The organism is Acinetobacter colistiniresistens (assembly GCF_000413935.1).
GTDB lineage: Bacteria > Pseudomonadota > Gammaproteobacteria > Pseudomonadales > Moraxellaceae > Acinetobacter > Acinetobacter colistiniresistens.
The window spans coordinates 66,158-89,274 of sequence record NZ_KE340381.1; the positions used below are offsets into that span (position 1 = coordinate 66,158).

The 23,117-nt window shown below is 43.2% G+C and carries 15 protein-coding genes, 2 pseudogenes and 1 other annotated feature; of the genes and pseudogenes, 7 read left to right on the plus strand and 10 right to left on the minus strand.

The window, feature by feature from the left end; translation table 11 throughout:
* Positions 1-166: 166 nt before the first annotated feature.
* From F907_RS05100 to F907_RS05090, 3 genes are read left to right on the plus strand one after another with little or no spacing between them, the layout of a single operon-like run.
* Entirely contained in the window at positions 167-1,390 is a 1,224-nt protein-coding gene (locus F907_RS05100) for an efflux RND transporter periplasmic adaptor subunit (RefSeq protein WP_016652789.1), read from the plus strand.
* 5 nt (positions 1,391-1,395) lie between these two features.
* The gene (gene adeG / locus F907_RS05095) at positions 1,396-4,575 is read left to right on the plus strand and encodes a multidrug efflux RND transporter permease subunit AdeG (RefSeq protein ID WP_016652790.1); all 3,180 of its coding nucleotides are present in this window, start codon (positions 1,396-1,398) and stop codon (positions 4,573-4,575) included.
* A 10-nt stretch (positions 4,576-4,585) separates the two neighbouring features.
* A complete protein-coding gene (locus tag F907_RS05090; RefSeq protein ID WP_016652791.1) occupies positions 4,586-6,058 on the plus strand; it encodes an efflux transporter outer membrane subunit in 1,473 nt (490 codons plus the stop codon).
* Positions 6,059-6,130: 72 nt separating this feature from the next.
* Here the strand turns inward: F907_RS05090 and F907_RS05085 are convergent, their stop codons facing one another.
* The 10 genes and pseudogenes from F907_RS05085 to soxR all read right to left on the minus strand — a co-directional run bounded on the left by F907_RS05085 (position 6,131) and on the right by soxR (position 16,591).
* On the minus strand, positions 6,131-6,931 hold the full coding sequence (locus tag F907_RS05085) for a PoNe immunity protein domain-containing protein (protein WP_016652792.1): 801 nt from the start codon (positions 6,929-6,931) through the stop codon (positions 6,131-6,133).
* A 39-nt stretch (positions 6,932-6,970) separates the two neighbouring features.
* Complete coding sequence (locus F907_RS05080; protein WP_016652793.1) at positions 6,971-7,945, minus strand: PoNe immunity protein domain-containing protein; 975 nt, start codon at positions 7,943-7,945, stop codon at positions 6,971-6,973.
* A 221-nt stretch (positions 7,946-8,166) separates the two neighbouring features.
* Positions 8,167-8,325: pseudogene (locus F907_RS19280) on the minus strand (hypothetical protein); the annotation flags it as partial.
* A 169-nt stretch (positions 8,326-8,494) separates the two neighbouring features.
* Positions 8,495-9,316, minus strand: a complete 822-nt coding sequence (locus F907_RS0118110; protein ID WP_016652794.1) for a hypothetical protein — start codon at positions 9,314-9,316, stop codon at positions 8,495-8,497.
* Between the two features lie 25 nt (positions 9,317-9,341).
* On the minus strand, positions 9,342-10,193 hold the full coding sequence (locus F907_RS05075; RefSeq protein ID WP_016652795.1) for a type VI secretion system immunity protein, TaeI family: 852 nt from the start codon (positions 10,191-10,193) through the stop codon (positions 9,342-9,344).
* A gap of 14 nt (positions 10,194-10,207) precedes the next feature.
* Positions 10,208-11,800, minus strand: a complete 1,593-nt coding sequence (tafE, locus tag F907_RS05070) for a type VI secretion system effector DNase TafE (protein WP_016652796.1) — start codon at positions 11,798-11,800, stop codon at positions 10,208-10,210.
* Between the two features lie 15 nt (positions 11,801-11,815).
* Positions 11,816-12,277, minus strand: a pseudogene (locus F907_RS05065) (DUF2345 domain-containing protein); the annotation flags it as partial.
* Between the two features lie 29 nt (positions 12,278-12,306).
* Positions 12,307-13,526 (minus strand): IS3-like element ISAba19 family transposase gene (locus F907_RS05060; protein ID WP_087486619.1). Its coding sequence is split into 2 segments (ribosomal slippage): positions 12,307-13,250 and positions 13,250-13,526, totalling 1,221 coding nucleotides; the frame shifts between segments, so codons are not numbered across the junction.
* Positions 13,135-13,251, minus strand: a sequence feature (AL1L pseudoknot). Its footprint overlaps the gene before it by 117 nt.
* A gap of 12 nt (positions 13,527-13,538) precedes the next feature.
* Entirely contained in the window at positions 13,539-15,947 is a 2,409-nt protein-coding gene (locus F907_RS05050; protein WP_016652798.1) for a type VI secretion system Vgr family protein, read from the minus strand.
* Positions 15,948-16,129: 182 nt separating this feature from the next.
* Positions 16,130-16,591: a redox-sensitive transcriptional activator SoxR gene (soxR, locus tag F907_RS05045; RefSeq protein ID WP_016652799.1), complete on the minus strand. Its 462-nt coding sequence runs from the start codon at positions 16,589-16,591 to the stop codon at positions 16,130-16,132.
* 310 nt (positions 16,592-16,901) lie between these two features.
* On the opposite strand from soxR, the gene F907_RS05040 reads away from it, so the two are divergent.
* From F907_RS05040 to adeC, 4 genes are read left to right on the plus strand one after another with little or no spacing between them, the layout of a single operon-like run.
* Positions 16,902-17,330 carry a DoxX family protein gene (locus tag F907_RS05040; protein WP_016652800.1) on the plus strand — a complete coding sequence of 143 codons (429 nt, stop codon included), beginning with the start codon at positions 16,902-16,904 and terminating at the stop codon, positions 17,328-17,330.
* Entirely contained in the window at positions 17,327-18,430 is a 1,104-nt protein-coding gene (locus F907_RS05035) for an efflux RND transporter periplasmic adaptor subunit (protein ID WP_016652801.1), read from the plus strand. Before F907_RS05040 ends, F907_RS05035 begins: the two co-directional genes overlap by 4 nt.
* 12 nt (positions 18,431-18,442) lie before the next feature.
* Positions 18,443-21,526: a MexW/MexI family multidrug efflux RND transporter permease subunit gene (locus tag F907_RS05030; protein WP_016652802.1), complete on the plus strand. Its 3,084-nt coding sequence runs from the start codon at positions 18,443-18,445 to the stop codon at positions 21,524-21,526.
* On the plus strand, positions 21,523-22,959 hold the full coding sequence (gene adeC, locus F907_RS05025) for an AdeC/AdeK/OprM family multidrug efflux complex outer membrane factor (protein ID WP_016652803.1): 1,437 nt from the start codon (positions 21,523-21,525) through the stop codon (positions 22,957-22,959). The genes F907_RS05030 and adeC overlap by 4 nt, the downstream gene beginning before the upstream one ends.
* Positions 22,960-23,117: the final 158 nt, after the last annotated feature.

The window sequence follows — 23,117 nt, forward strand, 5'->3', positions numbered from 1 at the left end:
TTCGACACAACAATTATTATAAAAATACGAATAGTGTTATCAAATTTAGTATATTTATTCGTAATTGACAAACTTTTATGCTCCTTTCATCCCATAAACCTGTTTCTCCCATACAGACCACAACAAAAAGTCTGAAAACAGGGATTCAAATAACCAGGAGCATCCCATGTCACTTTCTCGCAAACAGCTGACGCTGTCTGCCGTCATTCTTGCTATTTTTGCAACGGGTGGCTGTTTTATTCTCTTCCAAGAAAATGCAGATGCCAAAGCCACCCCAACAGCAGCTGCACCTTCTGCCGCAACCGTTGATGTCGCCAGTGTCATCAGTCAGACCATTACCGACTGGCAAGAATATTCAGGACGGCTTGAAGCCATTGATCAAGTTGATGTTCGACCCCAAGTTTCAGGCAAACTCATTGCCGTTCACTTCAAAGATGGTAGCTTGGTCAACAAAGGAGATTTATTATTCACCATTGACCCGCGTCCTTTTGAGGCAGAGCTGAATCGAGCCAAAGCGCAATTGGCTTCTGCTGAAGCACAAGTCACTTACTCTTCAGCAAACTTAGGCCGTAACCAGCGCTTAATTCAAAGTAACGCGATTGCCCATCAAGAGCTTGATCAAGCGGAAAATGAAGCACGCTCAGCCAATGCCAACTTGCAAGCCGCTAAAGCTGCAGTGGAAACTGCCCGTTTAAATCTGGAATACACTCGTATTACCGCCCCTGTCAGTGGCCGTATTTCCCGTGCCGAAGTCACGGTGGGTAACGTGGTTTCAGCAGGCAATGGCGCACAGGTACTGACCAGTTTGGTTTCGGTGTCACGTCTGTATGCATCTTTCGATGTTGATGAACAAACCTATCTAAAATACATCAGCAATCAACGCAATTCAGCTCAAGTTCCTGTCTATTTAGGTCTTGCCAATGAATCTGGTTTTAGCCGGGAAGGTTATATCAGTTCGATCGACAATAATTTAAATACCACCTCAGGCACCATCCGTGTCCGCGCCACCTTTGATAATCCCAAAGGGGTGATGCTCCCTGGGCTGTATGCCCGCATTCGTCTTGGCGGTGGGCAACCTCGCTCAGCAATTCTGATCACCCCAACGGCGATTGGTGTCGATCAGGACAAACGTTTTGTTGTGGTGGTCGATGCGAAAAACCAAACCGCATATCGTGAAGTAAAATTGGGCGCACAACAAGACGGTCTACAAATCATCAATAGCGGTCTGCAAGTGGGTGACCGCATCGTGGTCAATGGGTTGCAACGTATTCGTCCGGGTGATCCAGTCAGTCCACATCTCGTGCCTATGCCGAATCCTCAAATCATCACCGATAACACAGCACAACAACCTCAGCCTACAGAAAAAACCCCAACTTCGGCAAAAGGTTAATCCGCATGAATATTTCTAAATTTTTTATTGATCGCCCGATCTTTGCTGGGGTGCTGTCCGTCCTGATTCTATTGGCGGGCTTACTCTCTGTTTTCCAACTGCCCATTTCTGAATATCCAGAGGTGGTGCCTCCCTCTGTCGTGGTACGTGCCCAATATCCGGGTGCTAACCCTAAAGTGATCGCTGAAACCGTTGCCTCTCCATTGGAAGAATCCATCAATGGTGTAGAGAACATGCTGTATATGCAGTCTCAAGCCAATAGCGATGGCAACCTGACCATTACCGTCAATTTCAAGCTCGGCATTGATCCCGACAAAGCACAGCAACTGGTTCAAAACCGAGTTTCTCAAGCTTTGCCGCGTTTGCCCGAAGATGTACAACGTCTCGGTGTGACCACGCTAAAAAGCTCACCAACCTTGACCATGGTGGTGCACCTCACCTCACCCGATAATCGTTATGACATGACTTACTTGCGTAACTATGCCGTACTCAATGTCAAAGACCGTCTGGCACGCCTGCAAGGTGTGGGTGAAGTCGGCCTGTTCGGTTCAGGCGATTACGCCATGCGGGTATGGTTAGATCCACAAAAAGTGGCTCAACGCAATCTCACTGCGACTGAAATTGTCAATGCGATTCGTGAACAGAATATTCAAGTTGCCGCAGGAACCATCGGTGCTGCGCCAAACAATTCACCCTTACAGCTCTCGGTGAATGCGCAAGGTCGTTTAAGTACCGAACAGGAATTTGCCGATATTATTTTAAAAACGGCAGCAGATGGTGCGGTGACGCGACTCGGTGATGTCGCGCGTGTTGAACTGGCCGCTTCGCAATATGGTTTACGTTCATTACTGGACAATAAACAGGCCGTGGCGATTCCAATTTTCCAAGCACCGGGGGCCAATGCCTTACAGGTCTCTGACCAAGTGCGTAGCACCATGGCGGAACTGTCCAAAGATTTCCCAGCATCCATTAAATACGACATCGTTTACGACCCGACCCAATTCGTACGCTCAAGTATCAAAGCGGTGATTCATACCCTGCTTGAAGCGATTGCACTGGTGGTTGTGGTGGTGATCCTGTTCTTACAAACATGGCGCGCCTCAATTATTCCGTTACTAGCCGTGCCTGTTTCAATCATTGGCACCTTCGCCTTGATGCTGGCCTTTGGTTATTCCATCAATGCCCTGTCACTGTTCGGGATGGTGCTCGCCATCGGGATCGTGGTCGATGATGCCATCGTGGTGGTGGAAAATGTCGAGCGAAATATTGAAGCAGGACTTAGTCCACGAGATGCGACTTACCGTGCCATGCGTGAAGTCAGTGGACCGATCATTGCCATTGCCTTGACCTTGGTTGCTGTGTTCGTCCCGCTGGCCTTTATGACAGGCTTAACAGGGCAATTCTATAAGCAATTCGCCATGACCATTGCCATCTCCACCGTGATTTCAGCCTTCAACTCACTCACTTTGTCACCTGCTTTGGCCGCCATGTTGCTAAAAGGTCATGATGCCAAACCTGACTTCCTAACCCGCGTAATGAACCGTGTTTTCGGACGCTTCTTCGCCCTGTTTAACCGCGTATTCTCACGTGCATCGGATCAATATGGTCGTGGCGTCAGTCGGGTGATTTCCCATAAAGCTTCAGCGATGGGTGTTTATGCAGCTTTACTTGGGCTAACGATTGGTATTTCTTATATCGTTCCGGGTGGCTTTGTGCCCGCACAAGATAAGCAATACCTGATCAGCTTTGCCCAATTACCGAATGGTGCCTCACTGGATCGAACCGAAACCGTGATTCGTAAAATGAGTGATGCGGCACTGAAACAACCCGGCGTAGAAAGTGCGGTGGCCTTCCCGGGTTTATCGATTAATGGCTTTACTAACAGTTCCAGCGCAGGGATTGTCTTTGTCACCTTAAAACCATTTGCGGAACGTAAAGCTGCCGATCTTTCTGCCAATGCCATTGCAGGTGCTTTGAATCAGAAATACGCCGCGATTCAAGATGCTTATATTGCAGTATTTCCACCACCACCGGTAATGGGTCTCGGCACCATGGGCGGCTTTAAACTGCAGCTCGAAGATCGTGGTGCTTTAGGCTATGCCGAGTTAAATAATGCAGCACAATCCTTTATGAAAGCGGCACAATCTGCACCTGAATTGGGGCCGATGTTCTCCAGCTATCAAATCAATGTACCGCAATTGAATGTTGATCTGGATCGGGTCAAAGCCAAGCAGCAAGGCGTTGCGGTGACCGATGTATTTAATACCATGCAGATTTACCTCGGTTCACAATATGTGAATGACTTTAACCGCTTTGGCCGTGTCTATCAGGTACGTGCTCAAGCTGATGCACCGTTCCGCGCCAATCCTGAAGATATTCTACAGCTTAAAACCCGTAACAATGCAGGGCAAATGGTGCCACTGTCTTCTCTGGTTAATGTCACTCAAACCTATGGCCCAGAGATGGTGGTGCGCTATAACGGTTATACCGCTGCCGATATTAACGGTGGTCCTGCACCGGGTTATTCATCTAGCCAAGCCGAAGCTGCGGTTGAACGCATTGCCGCTGAAACCTTACCACGTGGCGTGAAGTTCGAATGGACCGATCTGACCTATCAAAAAATCTTGGCAGGTAATGCAGGATTGTGGGTGTTCCCGATCAGTGTATTGTTAGTATTCTTGGTTTTAGCCGCACAATATGAAAGCCTGACCTTGCCATTGGCTGTGATTCTGATTGTCCCGATGGGTATCTTGGCTGCACTAACTGGGGTTTGGCTCACAGGCGGCGATAACAACATCTTTACCCAAATCGGCTTGATGGTACTGGTCGGGCTGGCCTGTAAGAATGCCATCTTGATCGTCGAATTTGCCCGAGAACTGGAAATGCAAGGTGCGACCGCATTCAATGCTGCGGTTGAAGCTAGCCGACTACGTTTACGTCCGATCCTAATGACTTCCATCGCCTTCATTATGGGGGTGGTTCCACTGGTCACATCAACAGGTGCGGGTGCTGAAATGCGTCATGCCATGGGGGTTGCGGTGTTCTTTGGCATGATTGGGGTTACCTTCTTTGGTTTATTCCTGACCCCTGCCTTCTATGTGTTGATTCGTACCCTGAACAGCAAACATAAACTGCATTCGGCAGCTGTGCATGAAGCACCACTGCACAGTTCACACGATCACTGAGGAGCAGGATATGACAGGATTCAAACCACACTGGATACTCTCCTCTCTGATGGGAAGCCTGCTGCTTGCAGGCTGCTCATTGGCACCTGAATATCAGCCTGCCAAGGTGGTTATTCCACTGCAATTTAAGGAAGCGGATACCCAATTGAATGATCCCAACTGGAGCGTCGCACAACCTGCCGATGCGCAGTCTCGCGGTGAATGGTGGCGGATTTTTAATGATCCGCAATTGAATGATCTGGAACAACAAGCCATTGCGGGGAACCAGAATTTAAAGGCCGCAGCAGCCAATATTCAGGCCTCACGCGCTTTAAGGTCTGCTGCACAAGCTGAACGCTTACCCAGTATTGGGGCAGGTTTTGGGCCCACCCGTCAGAAGCCCTCACCCGCTTCTTTAGGACTTGATTCGGATGCATCCACATCTGCACGTACCTTATGGCGGGCACAAGCCAATGTCTCTTATGAACTGGACCTATTTGGACGGATTGCCAGTAGTGTCAATGCGGCAACCGCAGATGTACAGCAACAGGAAGCCTTGTATCATTCTGCACTGTTAGCCTTGCAAGCTGATGTGGCACAGGCTTACTTTCTGATTCGTCAATTCGATGCTGAGCAAGCCATCTATGCACAAAACATCAAGTTACTGACTGATAATCAAAATTTGATTCAAGCACGTTATCGCAATGGTCTCGTCAGTGATCTAGATGTTTCTCGTGCGCAAACGGAACTCTCGACCGCCCAAAGCACTGCACTCAGCATTACACGGAATCGTGCCAGTACCGAACATGCATTGGCCGTATTACTCGGCAAACCACCTGCTGAATTTAGCTTAGCGATTCAACCATTGTCTGCTACTGCGATTCGCCTGCCTGCGGGTTTGCCTTCGAGCTTGCTTGAACGTCGTCCTGATATCGCTGCCGCAGAACGCGCTATGGCCGCCGATAATGCACGCATCGGTATTGCACGTGCTGCCTTTATCCCAAAACTTGATCTCACAGGTGCGCTGGGTTATGAATCTGCAAGTTTAGGAGATTTGGGTAAATGGTCGAGTCGAACTTTTTTACTCGGCCCTGTTGCGGGCACAATTTTATCCTTACCGCTATTTGACGGTGGGCAACGTAAAGCAGGCGTAGCTCAAGCGCGTGCAGGCTATGAACAAAGTGTCGCCAATTATCGGCAGACCGTGCTGAATGCTTTCCGTGAGGTTGAAAATGGTTTGTCTGATCAGCGTATTCTGGATCAGCAAATACAGGCTCAGGGCCAAGCACTTGCTTCATCCCGACATGCCAATCAGCTCTCACATTTGCGTTATCGTGAAGGCAGCATTAGTTATCTGGATGTGATTGATTCGGATCGGAGTATCTTGCAACAAGAGCAATTGGCTGCACAGCTTCATGGCAGTCGGATGATTGCCAGTGTAGATCTTATTCGGGCTTTAGGTGGTGGATGGCATACAGGGCAAGTGGAACTTGTAAGGCAATAAAGTAGATTTAAAAAAGACTTAGTTAGAGCAATAAATTAAAGCCTCATCCAGTATGGGGCTTTAATTCAATTGTTATTTTTCAATATGTCTAATCCATTGCACGATATCTTTTGGATAAAATAAATACTTATGTAAAGAAGTATCATCCAAGTCAAACATGTACACTAAAAAAGCGGCCTCAAATGCCCAATATCCTACATATGAAAAACCATTATCTAAATCTAAGTGACTATTATACCAAAGCTTATTTTTATGAATCCCATACCAATCTGATAAATAATTATCTAGTACTTCAAGAGCATGCGCTTTATCATCTTTATCTAAAACATTATCTATCACATCGCATAAATGAGAGTAATCATAACTGTAAACTCCATCTTTATTTGTATCGGGATGCTTAAAGTCTAAAATTTTGAAAAATTTATTTATTACCTTATCCTCTCCTGATTGGTCTTCATTTCCTCCATTGATTCGCTCTTTTATAGTTGGCAGCATTTTTTTCTGATTAAGTAAAACAGCCAAACTAATCATTGATAATGCAATAAAACCACCTTCACCATTAATAACTGATGGCTTTACTGTTCCTTTAAAAACTGCTAATGCTTCTGCTTGTTTCGTATAACCAGCTACTATATCTTCAAATGAAGAAATAAGCTCTTCTATAGGTTCTCCAGACGTATACCTTAAAAGAAGTAAATCCCAATATGTAAGTGTAATGGATTGCCATCTAGATGCCTCGCCAGAATTATATTCATCATCTTCATATGCATCACTTTCTAGATATAAAGGAATTCCTTCCTCATGATATTCCTTCGATTTTATAAAATATCTCTCTGTTATAAAAAGCTGTCTTTTCTTATTTTCAAAATCCATATTTATTCCAAACAAATAATGCCCCATAGGGCACTATTCTTATTCCACTAAATACCAAATCGTCAATCCCCATGAATTGTTTTTAATCTCAGGCATCGTTTCGCCTTGCTTAAAATGACGCTTTTCCATATTATTAGCGGGACTATACCAGTCGCCTGTTTTTGGGCAATTTTCACCAGCTTCACATCTAAGCTGATTTCCTTGCTTATTGCTTACATCATTTGCTAATGGTACAAAAGTCCTCGCAAATTGAACTAAATCTTTAGGATAATATAAATATTGATGAAGACTGCTATCGTCTTCAATTTCTAATAAGTAGACTGCTGCACCCGCTTCGAAAGCCCAATACCCAAAATATCCGTCATCACTTAAATGACTATCATGCCAAGGAGCTGCTGATAAATCCTTATACCATTTTTTTAGAAAACCATTTAATAAGTTTAATGCTTGTATTTTATTAGGTTCACTTAATGCATCAGCAAAAAGACCGTAACATCCAGAAACACAATCATCAGTTTCATACCGCTCTAACTCTTTAGAGTAATTAAGAAGCTCTTCTATATTGAAATCAATACCTGCATTTTCCTCATCCTCACCATCAACTAAACGAGCAACTCTTGGTAATAAATCCTGTCGATGCAATAAATAACATAAGCTTATTAGCCATAAATAAGGACAATACCCATCAAAAGATCTTATTGGAAATGCCATTTCATTTGGATCACCGCTATTTTGTAATAATTCCTTTAAATAATTTTCATAAGCAACAACTACATTTTCTAATGCATAGCGTAAACTTTCAATAGACTCACCAGCGGTATATGACAATATAAAATTATTAAATGTCCCTTCAGCTATACCAAACCACATTGATAAATGCCATCCAACATCAGCACCTTCTGATTTACTCAAATTATCTTTTTGCCTTTGCATTACACGCAAAGTTAAATCCCTAGTGCCATGAAAATTTGCTTCCGTCAAAAACTGTTGTCTTCTTTCAGTCAAAAAACTCATAAAAAATACCTTTATCTAATTATTTTATCGCGTGATTTGTCAAAAACTTTTGCCTTATTGTCTGCCTCTTTTGCTATGACAATATGTCTACATTCCTTTTACTTAGATGCTTATGAATATTCATTTGTTAACTAATTGAACTGGTTCCTCCACCATATTCTTAGATTACTTAGTAGAATTAAAAAAACCATCCAAATGAGGATGGCTTTTTCTCAAATGATTCAATCATTGCTCTCTATATCTAAATACCAAATGGTTTCACCCCAAGGATTATTCGGAATTTCAGGCATTGTTTCACCTTGATCAAAATGACGTTTTTCCATATTAATTGCTGGACTCCACCAATCTCCTGACCTAGGGCAGATTTCTCCAACTCTACATTTTAATTGCCCATATTGTATTTCATCATTATCTGGATGATTAATTCTATCCCATGTTTTTCCATCAAATCGAATCAATTGCTTATAGCTAAGTACCCAAAGAACTCCATCTTTTTCCTCAACAGAGATGACCCCTTGTATATCACTTAACTCAGGAACGATGGAATAATCAGAATCTGCATATACATATAGTCCCTGCTCTGAAGCTATATATAGCCTCTTGATAAAATGCTGCATTATAAAAAGTTGAATTTATACTTATATTTTTTAGATTTTTAAATCCATCGTCTATATTGCCTTTCAAAAGTGTGCCGTATTGGCCGGAAATTAAGATATTTTTTCCATCAGGACATAATGTAATTCGGTGTAAAGAGGACGGAGTAATTCTTTTTACTTCCAGCCATTCAAAACCATTAAAGAATGCGATAAAGCCATCATCACCCTGTGTACCACACACATATAAGTTACTGTTATTAAAACCATTTATATCATAAAAACATCTATTAAAAGATAAATCATTTTCATATTCTAAAAAGGATAAATCTGGATTTTTCAATTCAATTGGGTCTTCTTCTAATCCTACTCCAATAGATTTCCATTCATTTTGGTTATTCTTATAAACTTGACTTCCATCTCCACAAGCATAAAGATCACCATTGATTACACGAATATGATTAAATTGCCCATAAATTTTTTCCTCTAATTTATATCTAATTTCTTGATGCTCATTATTATTTTGTTGAAATATCCCTACATCCCCCTCTTGATCAAGCGAAATAATGGAAGGTTCACCCTCTCTATTTTGGTAAGCAACTGAAATAACTTTCCATCCTTCCAAATTCAAACATGACCAGTTTTGCTGTTCTAAATGTTTATAAATAATTGTTTTACTAAACCGATCCCATGTATCCAATTCATCAATATTTGCTGATAAACAGAATCTATGGGCACTAATAGCGCATCCAGAAATAAAAGTAATAGGATTTTTCATGTATTTTATCTATTAATTATGATCATTACTCACAATCAAACTGCCAATATACTTCGCCCCAATCCTGATTTTTAATTTCAGGCAACACATCTCCTTGTTTAAAGTATCGGCGAGAATTTTCCTGAGAAACAGTAAACCAATATCCTGATTTTGGACAAATTTCCCCTGCTTTTACCGATTCCTGCTTTATAGAATCTTGACTTACTAATTCGTCAACATTGTATGAAACGCCATAGAGTGCAGTAGAAAGATCTCCAAAATCTCTTAGATGAAGTGGCGTTACCTGCTTTAATAATTTCATGTGGACTGGTAAATTAACTTTTGCCAAATGGCTTAAAGACTCTTCACCACCTAAAGCAAGTGCAGGCTCAAAAGTATACATTTCATCTGCCTTTAAAACACCAAGTTTTTTCACCGCACGATCAAATAACTTTTTCCCATTTTTATCAATATGATCTAATGAGTCTTTATCTGAATAGAAAAAAAATAGATCCCCATAGAATTCTGCGGTTTCCGTTTTTTCCTCGGTATCATGTAAAATACCTTCAATCGGCTTTATATAATATCTATAAAAATTATTTTCGCCCCAGAGTAATAATTCACCAAAAGCTGAGCGTGCCAATACATAATAAACATCATCATCGACTAAAGGTGTATCTTCCAACCAATCATAAATGACTTCTTCATAATCATCAGGATTTGTAATCCAATAGAGTCCATTTAAATACCCAGCAAAACCAATAACTCGCCACTGCTCCAAGATACTTTCAGGTAGTTTGCCACGATATTTTTTTATAAGCTCATCTGTTACCTCAACTTTATCAATTGGCTCACCAAACATCTCTCTAAAATCTTTTTCATAATCAGGGTGTAACATATTATTAAGCTCTCTTATTTACAACGCTTTAATTCAACATCCATAGCATCTTTACCCATTCCTTTGGCTTTAGCTTGTGCCGCAGCAGCATCCATGCTTGCTAGACGCTTATGAGCATTCATTTGCGATCCAATTGAACGGTTTACACCTCCATATCCAAAATCGTCCAGTGTTGGTGGATTTTTCGGGTCATATTTGACATCAAAACCGCCTAATTGCATATCTGGATTATGTAATACATCCAATCCCTCAAGAGTCTTATTAGCATTATCTTCTGCTAAGGTTCTCATTTTTGCAGGAGATAATCCAGGTTGTTCTTTTGCTAATTTACCCATTTCAGAGGCCCTTAATTGTCTACGCATATCCTCACGGATTTTCTGCTGTTCTGGACCTGTACCCGCCCTTTTATACTTTTTATAAATATCACGATTTTTTTCATATTCATCTACTGTAAGTCGATTTAATCCTTCTTCTTGCCGTTTTAATTGACGATCAAACTCAGCATCTAATTCTGTTTGTGATTTACCAGTCTTTTTCCCCCAACTATTTTTCAACCCTTTTTTAGGCTCCAAACATGGTTCTACTACATGCTTAGGTTTCATTTTTCTTGGAGGCGGTGGTGCTTCTTTCTTTTGTCGATGAGTTGTTTCCGTTTTCTTACCTGAACCAACATTCGTCTCATAACGCCCTGTTGGAGTATTATGTCTACCTGCATTTCCAGCCCCTGCCATCGCTAGTGGTGGCTGAGGTAAGATACTTGCCATTGCTCTTTCTACTTCATCACATAGCTTATCAATATACTGCTTAATCGTTTTAAGAATGTGGTTCAGGGTTGCTTGGAATCGAACCAAGGCATTTCTTAAAGCACCATTAAATTTCTTTAAGCACTCATTAATCACGGTCAAAATACGATTGATATTATTTTTTAATGCATTGTAGGCTCTAGTTGCCATCGCCTTCCAAGGCTTAGATCTTAACCATGCCTCTGGTGCTTTGCCCCAAGGACAATTCACCTTAAATTTACTAAGTAGCTCTTCATAGTGCTCCATAGTTTTAAATAACTTTATTTTGGAGAAATCCTTTGCTTTCCTTAACTGAACAACAGACTTAATAGCAGAACCTACCTCTGGAATCACTCCAATAGAAGTAAGTGCAAGTGCCATATAGTTCTCAGTGTTTCTACTTTTTTCATCAGATAAGGTAATACTATTCGCAATTAAATCACGAACATCACATACCTGATCAACAACAGGAATTAAACTGATTAAGCCACCAACTATTAACTGAGACATCGACGGACTTTTATTAAAATCCCCTTGTAACATCCCCCATAGCCAACTACTCTTTTCTAAAATAATTTGGCTACTATTGTAACTTGTCACGCTCTGGTTATATTGAGACTGTCCAATATAAAATAACGCTGTTTTCCACCAAGGCCACTTAGGATCAGGTTTACTAGTGTCATATGCCATATAGCGACTATATTGAGCAGGATTATCGTTCAAGTATTTGGCTAATTTTTCTGCTCCATACCAAAATTCTTTCTGAATTTCAGTAGAACGTTTAGCTATTTGATTCCAGAATTGTTGGTTTTGAGGATTTGGCATTTTCTTCTCTCGTTTTTATTCTTTACTACTATCTGAATCAGAATCTAAAAACCAATCATCAACTTCTGCAGACGGATATTCATCCTTACTTTGGTCTTCTCCATACTGTATTTTGGCTTTACCTGCTGGAACGCCACTCACCACAGCTTTACCTAATGCATCTAATTTTCCTTTTCGTATAGATCCATCTGAAAGTAAAACTTCAAAATCAGCACCTTTAACAGGTGAACCATCACTATGTAAATATTCCAGAACTAAATCATCAGGTTTTAGATTCATCATAGGTAAATGAGGCAATACTGAATTAGCTTTCGCCCCCCCCATAAATAAATGCTGCCCCGCTTTCACCTCAAACTTTCCACCTGTGGTCGGAAAAATCCCTGAACCATTCAGCTTGAGTTGCGAACCTTGCGCGGTAAATACAATTTCTTTAGGGCTGGTGATCTCAATGCGATCTTCGGTCGAAATGAACCGTACCGGGTTTGTCGGAGACTTTTTTATTTAAGTTAAGCCACCTGACCTAACGGGTTAATCTTATCATAGTACATTGCTTCAAACTCAAAAGGCGATACATAACCCAGTGCACTGTGTACACGCTTTTTATTGAACCAATCTACCCAGTTTAGTGTCGCAAGTTGTACATCTGCTAAACCTTGCCAATCTGCTTTTAAATATTCAATCACCTCTGTTTTGTATAAGCCATTCACCGTTTCAGCCAGAGCATTATCGTATGAATCACCCGTTGTACCGACTGATGCTCGTAAATTTGCTGCTTCTAAACGATTGGTATAGCGAATGGAAAGATATTGCACACCTCTGTCGGAATGATGAATCACATTCTTTGGCATGCCTCGATCATGCAATGCTTGCTCTAATGCATCAAGCACCATATCTGTATTCATCCGTGTAGATACTTTCCATCCAACAATTGCTCGTGAGAACACATCAATAACAAATGCGGTATATACCCAGCCTGAATGAGTTTGAATATACGTAAAGTCACCCACCCATAGTTGGTTTGGATGATCAGCATTAAAATTACGTTTCACTAAATCATCTGCCCGTTTTTGGTCATCTCGGTTACGGGTGGTTTGTTTATTCTTACCACGCCAAACACCTTGTATACCTAGCTTTTGCATCAATCGAGCAACTGTACAACGTGCAATAACATAACCCTCACGTTTCAATTTTTGCCAAACTTTACGTACACCATATCGACCTGAACTTTCTTTCCAAATTCGTTTAATTTGTTCAGCATGATACTCATCATGTAGATCTCGTTTCGCTCGATGTTCTGGATTGTCAGTGAGATCTAAAGTTCGGTAATAGGTTGAAGGTGCAATCGGTAAAATTCTACAAATCGCTTCAACACCATATCGATCTTTATTGTTATGGATAAAATCCACCATTATTTGTGTGGGCGGTCGAGCTCCGCCTGGGCGAAAAAAGCGGCTGCTTTACGTAGAATTTCATTGGCACGTTTTAATTCTTTAATTTCACGTTCCATTTGCTTCATTTTTTCTTGGTCAGATATCTGTTGTACTTTGGCAGGATTTAGTTGATCCAGATGCTTTAAATACCAAACACGCAATGTTTCAGGAGTACAACCGATTTTAGGAGCAATAGCTGTGATTGCTGCCCAAGTAGAAGGATAATCTTTTTCAGATTCAATTAGTAATTGAACCGCTCTTTCTCTAATTTCGGGGGTATAGTTTGGTTTTGTCATCGGGATAGTCTCTCAGAATATTGACTCTCCGACAAACCCGGTACGGTTCAAAATGATCTGAATCCCTTGCTTGGCGAGCAAATCTATTCCATCCGATTGAGCATGCACTTCAAACTTACCTTTGGCAGCCACCTGCTTGATGCCATTCTGTGCTGCAAACAGGCTGACCCTGTTCTGTACATGGGCAACTAGATTCTTTTGCGTACTCAGGTTAATACTATCGCCTGCAATCTGATTGATTTGCCCATCTGCAGACACATGAATATCTTCATTACTGCTTAAACCAATGCCTGCAGGCGAATGAAGTAACAACAACGCTTTATTAAATTTGGCAATCTTTGCCTCAATCTGTTCTGCAAATTGTTTTAACTGTTCTAAAGATTCAATTTCATCCGTTTGTTGATTCTTGGCAACTTCACTTAAAGCCTTGGCATTGTTCTGATTGCATTCTAGCTGTTGCTTGGCGGGTTCTGCATCAAGATGCTCACCTTGCGCCTGATCCTGCTTTTGTGTACTAAGCAATAAGCCTTGCCCTGCACGCACTGCACCCCATTGGTCTGTGCGCAATTCAAAACCTTCACCACGATCTTCACTTTCAGCTTTATCTTTGGGATGGCTGAGTTTACCAAGATTCAGTTGAGTGGCAGCATGGCTGCTTTGTAGTTGTGCACTGATCTGCCCCGTAGTGTCATCAAAACGAAGTTGGTTAAAGCCTTCACCTTGATATTCTTTGGATTTGATGCCTGCCAGTTTTTTGGTATCAGGCAACATACCTGCATGGTCAAACTTGGTCGGGCTGCGCTGTGCTTCATGAATCCGCCCAAGCACATAAGGACGGTCAATATCGCCATCAAAGAAATCAATCACCACGATTTCACCAATCCTAGGCAAGAATCGTGCACCGTAGCCCTCACCTGCCCACGGCGTTAATACATCGACCCAAGCAGAATCGGTATCGTTGTCATTAGCACCTGCACCACCATCATGACTGTGGTCATCTGCTCGGGTAAACAGGAAGCGAACTTTAATCCGTCCCCATTCATCCACATAAATTTCGTCACCGCTTGGCCCCACCACTTTGGCGCGTTGCGGATGTGCCGCAGGTCGATGTTGTAACGGGTTATATTCAGGCACCAGACCAATATTGCGTCGTTGTAATATCAATTGATTGGCTTGGCGTTCATCCGAAACCGCATGCTGAAAAGGGCTGCTTTGCCAATTGCTTTGTTGAAGCAAAGCTGCGACTTGATCCGTTAAATCTTTAGGTAGATTATTTTGGTTATAGAACGTTTTTGAACTGATTAGAAACTCTTTATCTGCACCATCATGCTGATCAATTTCAGGATGTTCATTCAGTTCAAACCAATAGCCCACTGGAGTATCGCGAACAGTCGATGTCGCAACAAACTGCTTGGCTTGCGAATCATAATACTGGCTCAGGTTCTGATTCAGTTTTTCAATTTGAGCATTGCCCGCTTTGGTCGCGCCATCCTCGCCTTTTAAATCCTGAATCCAGGCAGGTGAAAAATGCCACGCCTGTTCTAAAGCAAGCTGTTGGTTATCGTGTTGATCGCTCTGATAATGTTTACTCTGAACACTGCCAGCCCCTTCTTCTTGTTCTAAAGCATCCGCTTGCCAACGCTGTACATGTACCGCACTTGGTTGCAGGGAACGCTGTGCCACAAATGCAGTGATGCTATCTTGTATTTCAGTCGCACTACTACGATGAAAACGAATATTACGGCGCTCTAGGGCCTGATATTGATTATTGTCATCAATGAGTCTGAGTTTCTGCGGCTGAATCTGTTCACTTGAACTGGATACTTTCAGCTGTGCTTCATCAATTAAAGTGCTAATGCCTTCCGAAGCCAAAAGCCTTTGAATAAAGTCGAAATCCCGTTCATTATGTTGCATGATGAACGGCCTGACATCGTAGTCCTGAGTAAGTCCGCTTTTATCGAGAGTCAGACTGGAAGCAAATAAGGGACTCCGTTGCTGCCATTCAGAAAAAATAGTCTGCACAACATCCACGACAGATTTCGCCATAAAAACACGGCTGTTACGACGATGCTTCCACAAGGCGGTCGGGTCTTGTACACCTAAACGATAAATGGTCAGCGAACCATCACTGGCCCCAATATCAGCGTGGGTAATAATACCTGAGATACGTGTCAGCTCCGCTTTATCGGTCACGATATCAATGGCCACCTGACTGCCAATAAAACTTTTTAAAGGAATGACCGCATTGGTCGAAAGACAGAGTAATTGTAGATCAATACCATGATTGAGCTGATGCAGACCATCAATACGTTGTAAGAAAACTTGATTATTTAAAGATGTGTTGGAAAATTGGGCGTGAATCGCACGCTTTTGCGCTGTCAGGCCCAAACTCTCTAGAGCTTGAAAGATATTATTCGCCATCTTTTTTTATAGATTATCTACTTAAATTTAGCGCATTTTACTCAAAATATCGTGTTACTGTCCATACAGAACCGTCTTTTTATGACAATTTACGTCACATTTCTTGTTGGATTTATTTCATCTAATCCTATTAAATCCAGTGATGTATTTAAGTGCTATCCGATTTAGGCGAATAATCAATCTCATTCCCGCTCTAAAATACGCGGACCCGAACCCTCTTCTGCCAGAATATCTTCTGGATTACGCAAACGACATTGCTCCAGAGACAAACAACCACAGCCAATGCACCAATCCATTTCATCCCTTAAACGAGTCAACTTCTGAATCCGCTCATCCAAGTCCTTACGCCAACAGGTCGATAATTCTGCCCACTGCTCAGCCGTTAACTTACTGCCTATCGGGTAGACACTCAACGCTTTTTTAATCTCCTCCAATGAAATGCCAACTTTTTGCGCGACTTTAATAATTCCGATATAGCGCAGCACAGCCAAAGGATAACGACGTTGATTGCCATTGGTGCGAATACTTTTAATCAGTCCTTTGGCTTCATAAAAATGTAGGGTAGAAACCGCGATACCACTCCGTTTGGCCACTTCCCCAACGGTTAGCATTCGATTGATATCAATTTTTCGTTCGAGTGTCATGGATGAATATCTCAAGATTACTTTAGGTTTTATAGTTCACAGCAACGTGATTTGTCAATTTGATCCCGAACATTATGCTAAAAGAGTAAGAATAAAAATTAAAAAAAACAAATAAATAAATCCACATCAATTACGCGCGATCTCATTTTCAACATCTCCTTTTCCACGTTTTAATTTTCCAATACAACCCATTGACCTCAATATAACTTGAGGTTTTAGACTGCTTGGCACTGCATTACTCAATGCAATTAAGCAATTCATTTTTAATGTTTTTCAGCAGTCAGTCTGAATCTATTCAGGAAATACGCCTATGCCGTACTTCATTAAATCAAGTTTGGAAAGCCAATGGTTATGGCGCATTAGTCGGTGTTGTATGGCACTGTTATTTTTTAGCTCAGGGCTTAGCAAAGTGCTTGATGTCAACGCAGGCTTTCAAGAAATGCAAGCGGCAGGTTTAGAACCTGCATGGCTGTTTAATTATGCATCTGCACTGATTTTACTGGCGGGTGCTTATAGCATTTTGTTTGATCGTCATCTTTGGTTAGGCGCAGCACTACTGTCTATCTTTTTAGCACTGACCATCGTGATTGTGCATACGTTTTGGAATATGTCAGGGGCACAGGCAAACATCTCGCTGTATTTTGCACTTGAACATATTTCGGTGATTGGGGGCTTAATCGGTATTGCGATTGCCAGCCATTTTCGTCAACAGCTTCAAGACGTTGGAGTAATCGCATGAAAACCAAACTGCGTATCGTGCTGATCACCAGCATTTTAATCGTTATTGCTGTAGCTGCTTATTTTTATTTTAAATCCCGCACAGCAGAAAATGCTTCCAGCTATCGCTATCCACCGGTCAAGGTCGCGCTGACTACCGTCAAACAACAACTCACGCCCCGTATTCTATCCAGTATTGGTGAGTTAGAAGCAGTACGGCAAGTACAAGTGTCTGCAGAAACCACAGGCGTGACTGAACAGATTTATTTTCAATCAGGACAATACGTCAAAAAGGGACAATTACTGGTTCAACTAAAAACCAATGTCGAGCAAGGCAATTTAGGGCGGCTACAAGCCAAACTCAAACAGGCCGAAATGGCCTATCACCGCACCCAACAACTGATTGATAGCAATGCCATTTCACGTGCGGAAATGGATACGGCATTGGCCGATCGAGATATGACCCGTGCTGAAATCCAGCAACTGCAAGCCCTGATCCAACAAAAATCCATTCGCGCGCCCTTTTCTGGTGTGATCGGAATTCGCCAAGTACATCAAGGGCAATATCTGGAAGCAGGTAGTAGTATTGCCAATCTGGTCGACACCCAACAACTGCTTGCCAATTTCACATTGGATGAACAACTGGTGGCACGATTAAAAGTAGGCCAAGCGGTACAACTGAAAATAGATGCCTTTCCTGAACAAAGTTTTTCTGCCGTGGTGAGTGCGATTGATCCGATGGTGAGTAAATCCAGAACCATGATGGGACAGGCACTGCTCAATAATCAGCATCAACAGCTAAAACCAGGCATGTACGCAAAACTGGAAATACAGGAAGCCAATTTACCGAGTCTGGTGATCCCTGAAACAGCGATTACTTATACCGCCTATGGCAATACCGTGTTTCTGGTTAAAAATGACCATAACAGTTTGACAGTTCAGCGTGTTGCGGTCGAACTCGGTGAACGCCATCAAGGTTGGGTTGAAGTGCAGTCTGGTCTAAAAGCAGGTGACCAAGTGGTGGTTTCAGGTCAAGTTCGACTCAGTGATGGTATGCAGGTTGAACCCACAGAAAATACCTTGCAGCAGTCGCCCTCCTCCCCAAGCAAAGCCAAAGTGTAAGGGGACGTACAGATGAAATTTACCGATCTTTTTGTAAAACGCCCAGTACTGGCACTGGTGGTCAGTACCCTAATTTTGTTGGCGGGTCTATTCTCCCTGAATAAATTGCCAATTCGCCAGTATCCCTTACTGGAAAGTTCAACCATCAGTATCAGCACCGAATATCCGGGTGCTTCGGCTGAGCTGATGCAAGGTTTTGTCACACAACCGATTGCCCAAGCAGTCTCTTCGGTTGAAGGCATTGATTACCTCAGTTCGTCCTCAGTACAAGGTCGCAGCGTGATTACCTTGCGTATGCAACTCAACCGAGATTCCACTCAAGCCCTGACCGAGGTCATGGCTAAGGTCAATCAAGTTCGCTACAAATTGCCCGAACAGGCATTCGACCCTGTGATTGAACGCTCCTCTGGTGAGTCAACCGATGTGGCCTATATCGGCTTTTCCAGTGAACAGCTGTCTATGCCCGAGCTGACGGACTATCTGTCCCGAGTGGTTGAACCGATGCTATCCACCATTGAAGGTGTGGCAAAAGTACAAACCTACGGCAGCCAGCGTCTGGCGATGCGGATCTGGCTAGATGCAGACCGCTTGGCCAGTCGGGGGGTCACTGCGGCCGATGTCGCCAATGCGATTCGTCAAAATAATTACCAAGCCGCGCCTGGTCAAATCAAAGGTGAATTGGTGGTTTCCAATGTCAATGTGTCAACCGAGCTGACCAGTATTCAGGATTTTAAAAATCTGGTCATTCGCAATGATGGTCAGAACCTGATTCGTTTGCAGGATGTCGCCACGGTAGAACTTGGTGCAGCATCCACCGAAACCAGTGCCTCTATGGATGGTCAAGCTGCAATTTTCATTGGTTTACAGGCCACCCCAACAGGCAATCCACTGGTGATTGTACAAGGCATCAAAGATAAATTACCTGAGATCCAGAAAACCTTACCCCCTAGTGTCAAAGCCAATCTGGCTTATGAAACGGCACGTTTTATTGATGCTTCGATTGATGAAGTGCTGCATACCTTTATCGAAGCCCTGATTATTGTCATTGCTGTGATCTATCTCTGTCTTGGTTCGCTGCGTAGTGTCTTGATTCCTGTGGTGACAATTCCACTGTCAATGCTTGGCGCTTTAGGCTTGATGCTGATTTTTGGCTTTAGTATTAACTTACTGACCTTATTGGCGATGGTACTGGCAATTGGATTGGTGGTGGATGATGCGATTGTGGTGGTGGAGAATGTACACCGTCATATTGAAGAAGGCTTGTCACCTATTGCTGCCGCACTGGTGGGTGCACGCGAAGTGGCAGGTCCCGTGATCGCCATGACCATTACTCTTGCTGCCGTCTATGCACCAATTGGTCTGATGGGCGGACTAACGGGTTCATTATTTAAGGAGTTTGCCTTAACACTCGCAGGTGCTGTTCTGGTTTCTGGACTTATTGCCCTGACGCTCTCCCCAGTCATGAGTTCCTATCTGCTGCAATCCAAGCAGGACGAAGGCCGCATGGCCAAAGCCGCAGAATGGTTTTTTGAACGCTTGACCCACGCGTACCATAACCTATTGCAATTTTCATTGCAGCATCGCTGGATTACCGTGGTCTTTGCCGTTGCTGTTTTTGCCAGCCTGCCTCTGCTCTACCAACTGCCACAGAAAGAGTTGGCGCCACTGGAAGATCAAGCCAGTGTCCTCACTGCAATTAAAGCACCTCAGCATGCCAACCTGAACTACGCCGAACATTTCAATGCTGAATTGGATAAAGTGTTCTGGACGCTACCTGAAACCAGTACCACTTGGATTATTAATGGAACCGATGGCCCAGCAGCCAGTTTTGGCGGCACGACCTTATCCACTTGGGCTGAACGTAACCGTTCTGCAGATGAGATTCAACAGGAACTACAAAGCAAGGTGGGCGCTGTAGAAGGAAGCAGTATTTTTGTCTTCCAAAATCCAGCCTTGCCCGGTTCAACAGGTGGGCTGCCTATTCAGATGGTGCTGCGTAGTGCGCAAGACTATGCCACCATTTATCAAACCATGGAAAATATCAAACAAAAAGCCCGTGAAAGTGGTCTGTTTGTGGTGGTAGACAGTGATCTGGATTTCAATAATCCGATGCTGAAAATTGAAGTCGATCGTGCCAAGGCCAATAGCTTGGGCATTCGGATGCAGGATATTGGCGAAGCGCTCGCCACGCTCGTGGGTGAAAACTATGTCAATCGTTTCAGTATGCTGGGCCGTGCTTATGACGTGATTCCGCAAAGTATCAAAAACCAGCGTCTGACTGCGCAAGCATTGACCCAGCAATTTGTACGCACCGATCAAGGAATACTGATTCCCCTATCTACAGTTGTACATTTAAATGAAACCGTTGAACCGAATAAGCTGACCCAGTTTAACCAACAAAATGCAGCAACCTTCCAAGCCATTCCTGCACCTGGGGTTTCACTCGGTCAAGCCTTGGCCTTCCTTGAACAAGTCACAGCCGAGTTGCCCACAGGTTTCAGTCATGACTGGCAAGCCGATGCCCGTCAATATATGCAGGAAGGCAATACCTTGTTATTTGCATTTTTGGCTGCATTGGTGGTGATTTATCTGGTCTTGGCCGCGCAATATGAAAGTCTGGTCGACCCGTTCATTATCTTAATTACCGTGCCCCTGTCGATTTGCGGTGCTTTGATTCCTTTGGCTTTAGGTTATGCCACTGTCAATATCTACACCCAAATTGGTCTGGTGACCCTGATTGGTCTGATTAGTAAACATGGCATTCTCATGGTTGAATTTGCCAATGAATTGCAACTACATGAAGGGTTGGATAAACGTGCCGCCATTCTCAAAGCAGCACAAATTCGCTTACGCCCGATTCTGATGACCACGGCAGCGATGGTATTTGGTCTTGTTCCACTGCTGTTTGCCACTGGTGCAGGTGCACATAGCCGTTTTGGTCTTGGTGTCGTGATCGTGTGCGGCATGTTGATTGGTACCTTCTTTACCCTGTTTGTATTGCCCACCATTTATAGCCTACTGGCACGTCAACATAATCAAAGTTCTGCCCGTGTACAGGAACTGCAGAAAATTGATGCGATGGAGTCTCAAGCATGAATAACAATCAAGCCTTAGCCAGAACCTCTCAGCATCATTCATCTAAGCCGATGATAAGCACTGGACTCATCATGGCGGCTTTGGCTCTGTCACTCAGTGGTTGCCAAAACCTTCAACCACCACCACCCATCGTCAGTGCCGATATTCCGAACAGTTATGACTATTCGATTCAAGGCAATTCCATTGCATCCCAAGGCTATCAACAGTTTCTTGCCGATCCACGTTTAGTGCACGTGATTGAACTAGCCCTCAGTCATAATCGTGATTTACGTAGCGCAAGCCTGAATATTCAACGGGCACAGCAATACTATCAGATCAGGAAAAATGATCAGTTTCCGATGATTGCTGGTCGTGCAGAGCTACTTCGCCAAGTCTCCCCGACACTTAACCCCAACAATCCCAGTTCAAGCATTCAAGTCGGCTTAGGCCTTACCGCTTATGAACTGGATTTTTGGGGACGGGTTCGCAATCTGAAAGAAGCAGCACTGGATCGTTATTTAGCAACCCAAAGTGCGCGTGATGCCATGCAAATCAGTTTGGTCAGTCAAGTCAGCCAAGCATGGTTAGATTATGCCTTTAGCAATGCGCAGCTCAAACTTGCTCAACAAACCCTTGCGGCACAATTGAATGCTTACCAGCTCAATCAAAAGCGTTTCAATGCTGGCACGGACAGTGAAATTCCCTTGCGTCAGGCACAGATATCGGTCGAAACTGCACGTCATGATGTGGCCAACTCTCAAACTCAGCTTGCACAGGCACAGAACTTACTTAACTTGTTGGTCGGTCAGCCGCTTCCAGTGCATCTCTTGCCACAACAACCGGTTCAAAACATCAGCACTAACGCAGTTTTAAGCACAGGTTTAAGCAGTGATTTACTGAATAACCGCCCTGACCTCAAACTGGCTGAATATCAATTGCACGAAGCAGGTGCCAATATTTCGGTTGCCAAAGCGGCACTATTTCCCAGCATTCGTTTAACGGGTTCAGCAGGCTATGCATCGACTCAACTCAGTGATCTGTTTAAATCAGGTCATGCGGTTTGGTCGATTAGCCCTAGTCTGGATCTGCCAATCTTTGACTGGGGCACCCGTCAGGCCAATCTTAAAATTTCAAAAATCGAGCAGCAAATTGCGCTGTCGAATTATGAAAAATCCATTCAATCGGCATTTAGAGAAGTCAATGACAGCCTTGCCACACATGCCTATATGGATGAACGGATTTCAGCACAACGGCGTTTGGTCAATGCGACACAAACCACCTATCGGCTCTCAAACACCCGTTTTCGTGCAGGGATTGATAGCTATTTAAGTGTCTTGGATGCACAACGCGCTCATTATGCGGCTGAGCAAAGTTTACTAGTGCTAGAACAGGCACGGCTCAACAATCAGATTGAACTCTATAAAGTCTTGGGTGGAGGTCTCGCACAACAATAACGATAGGATGTTTCAAGGGTAGCTTAGGCTATTCTTGAAACACTATATATGTTCTCAAATAAGCAACATGTTTAAGCGTTGGCCTGAATAAAAATGTGCAGTAAAGTGATGCGTTTTAAATCTGTTCGAGTGACATGCTTGTTTTTATTTTTAAAATG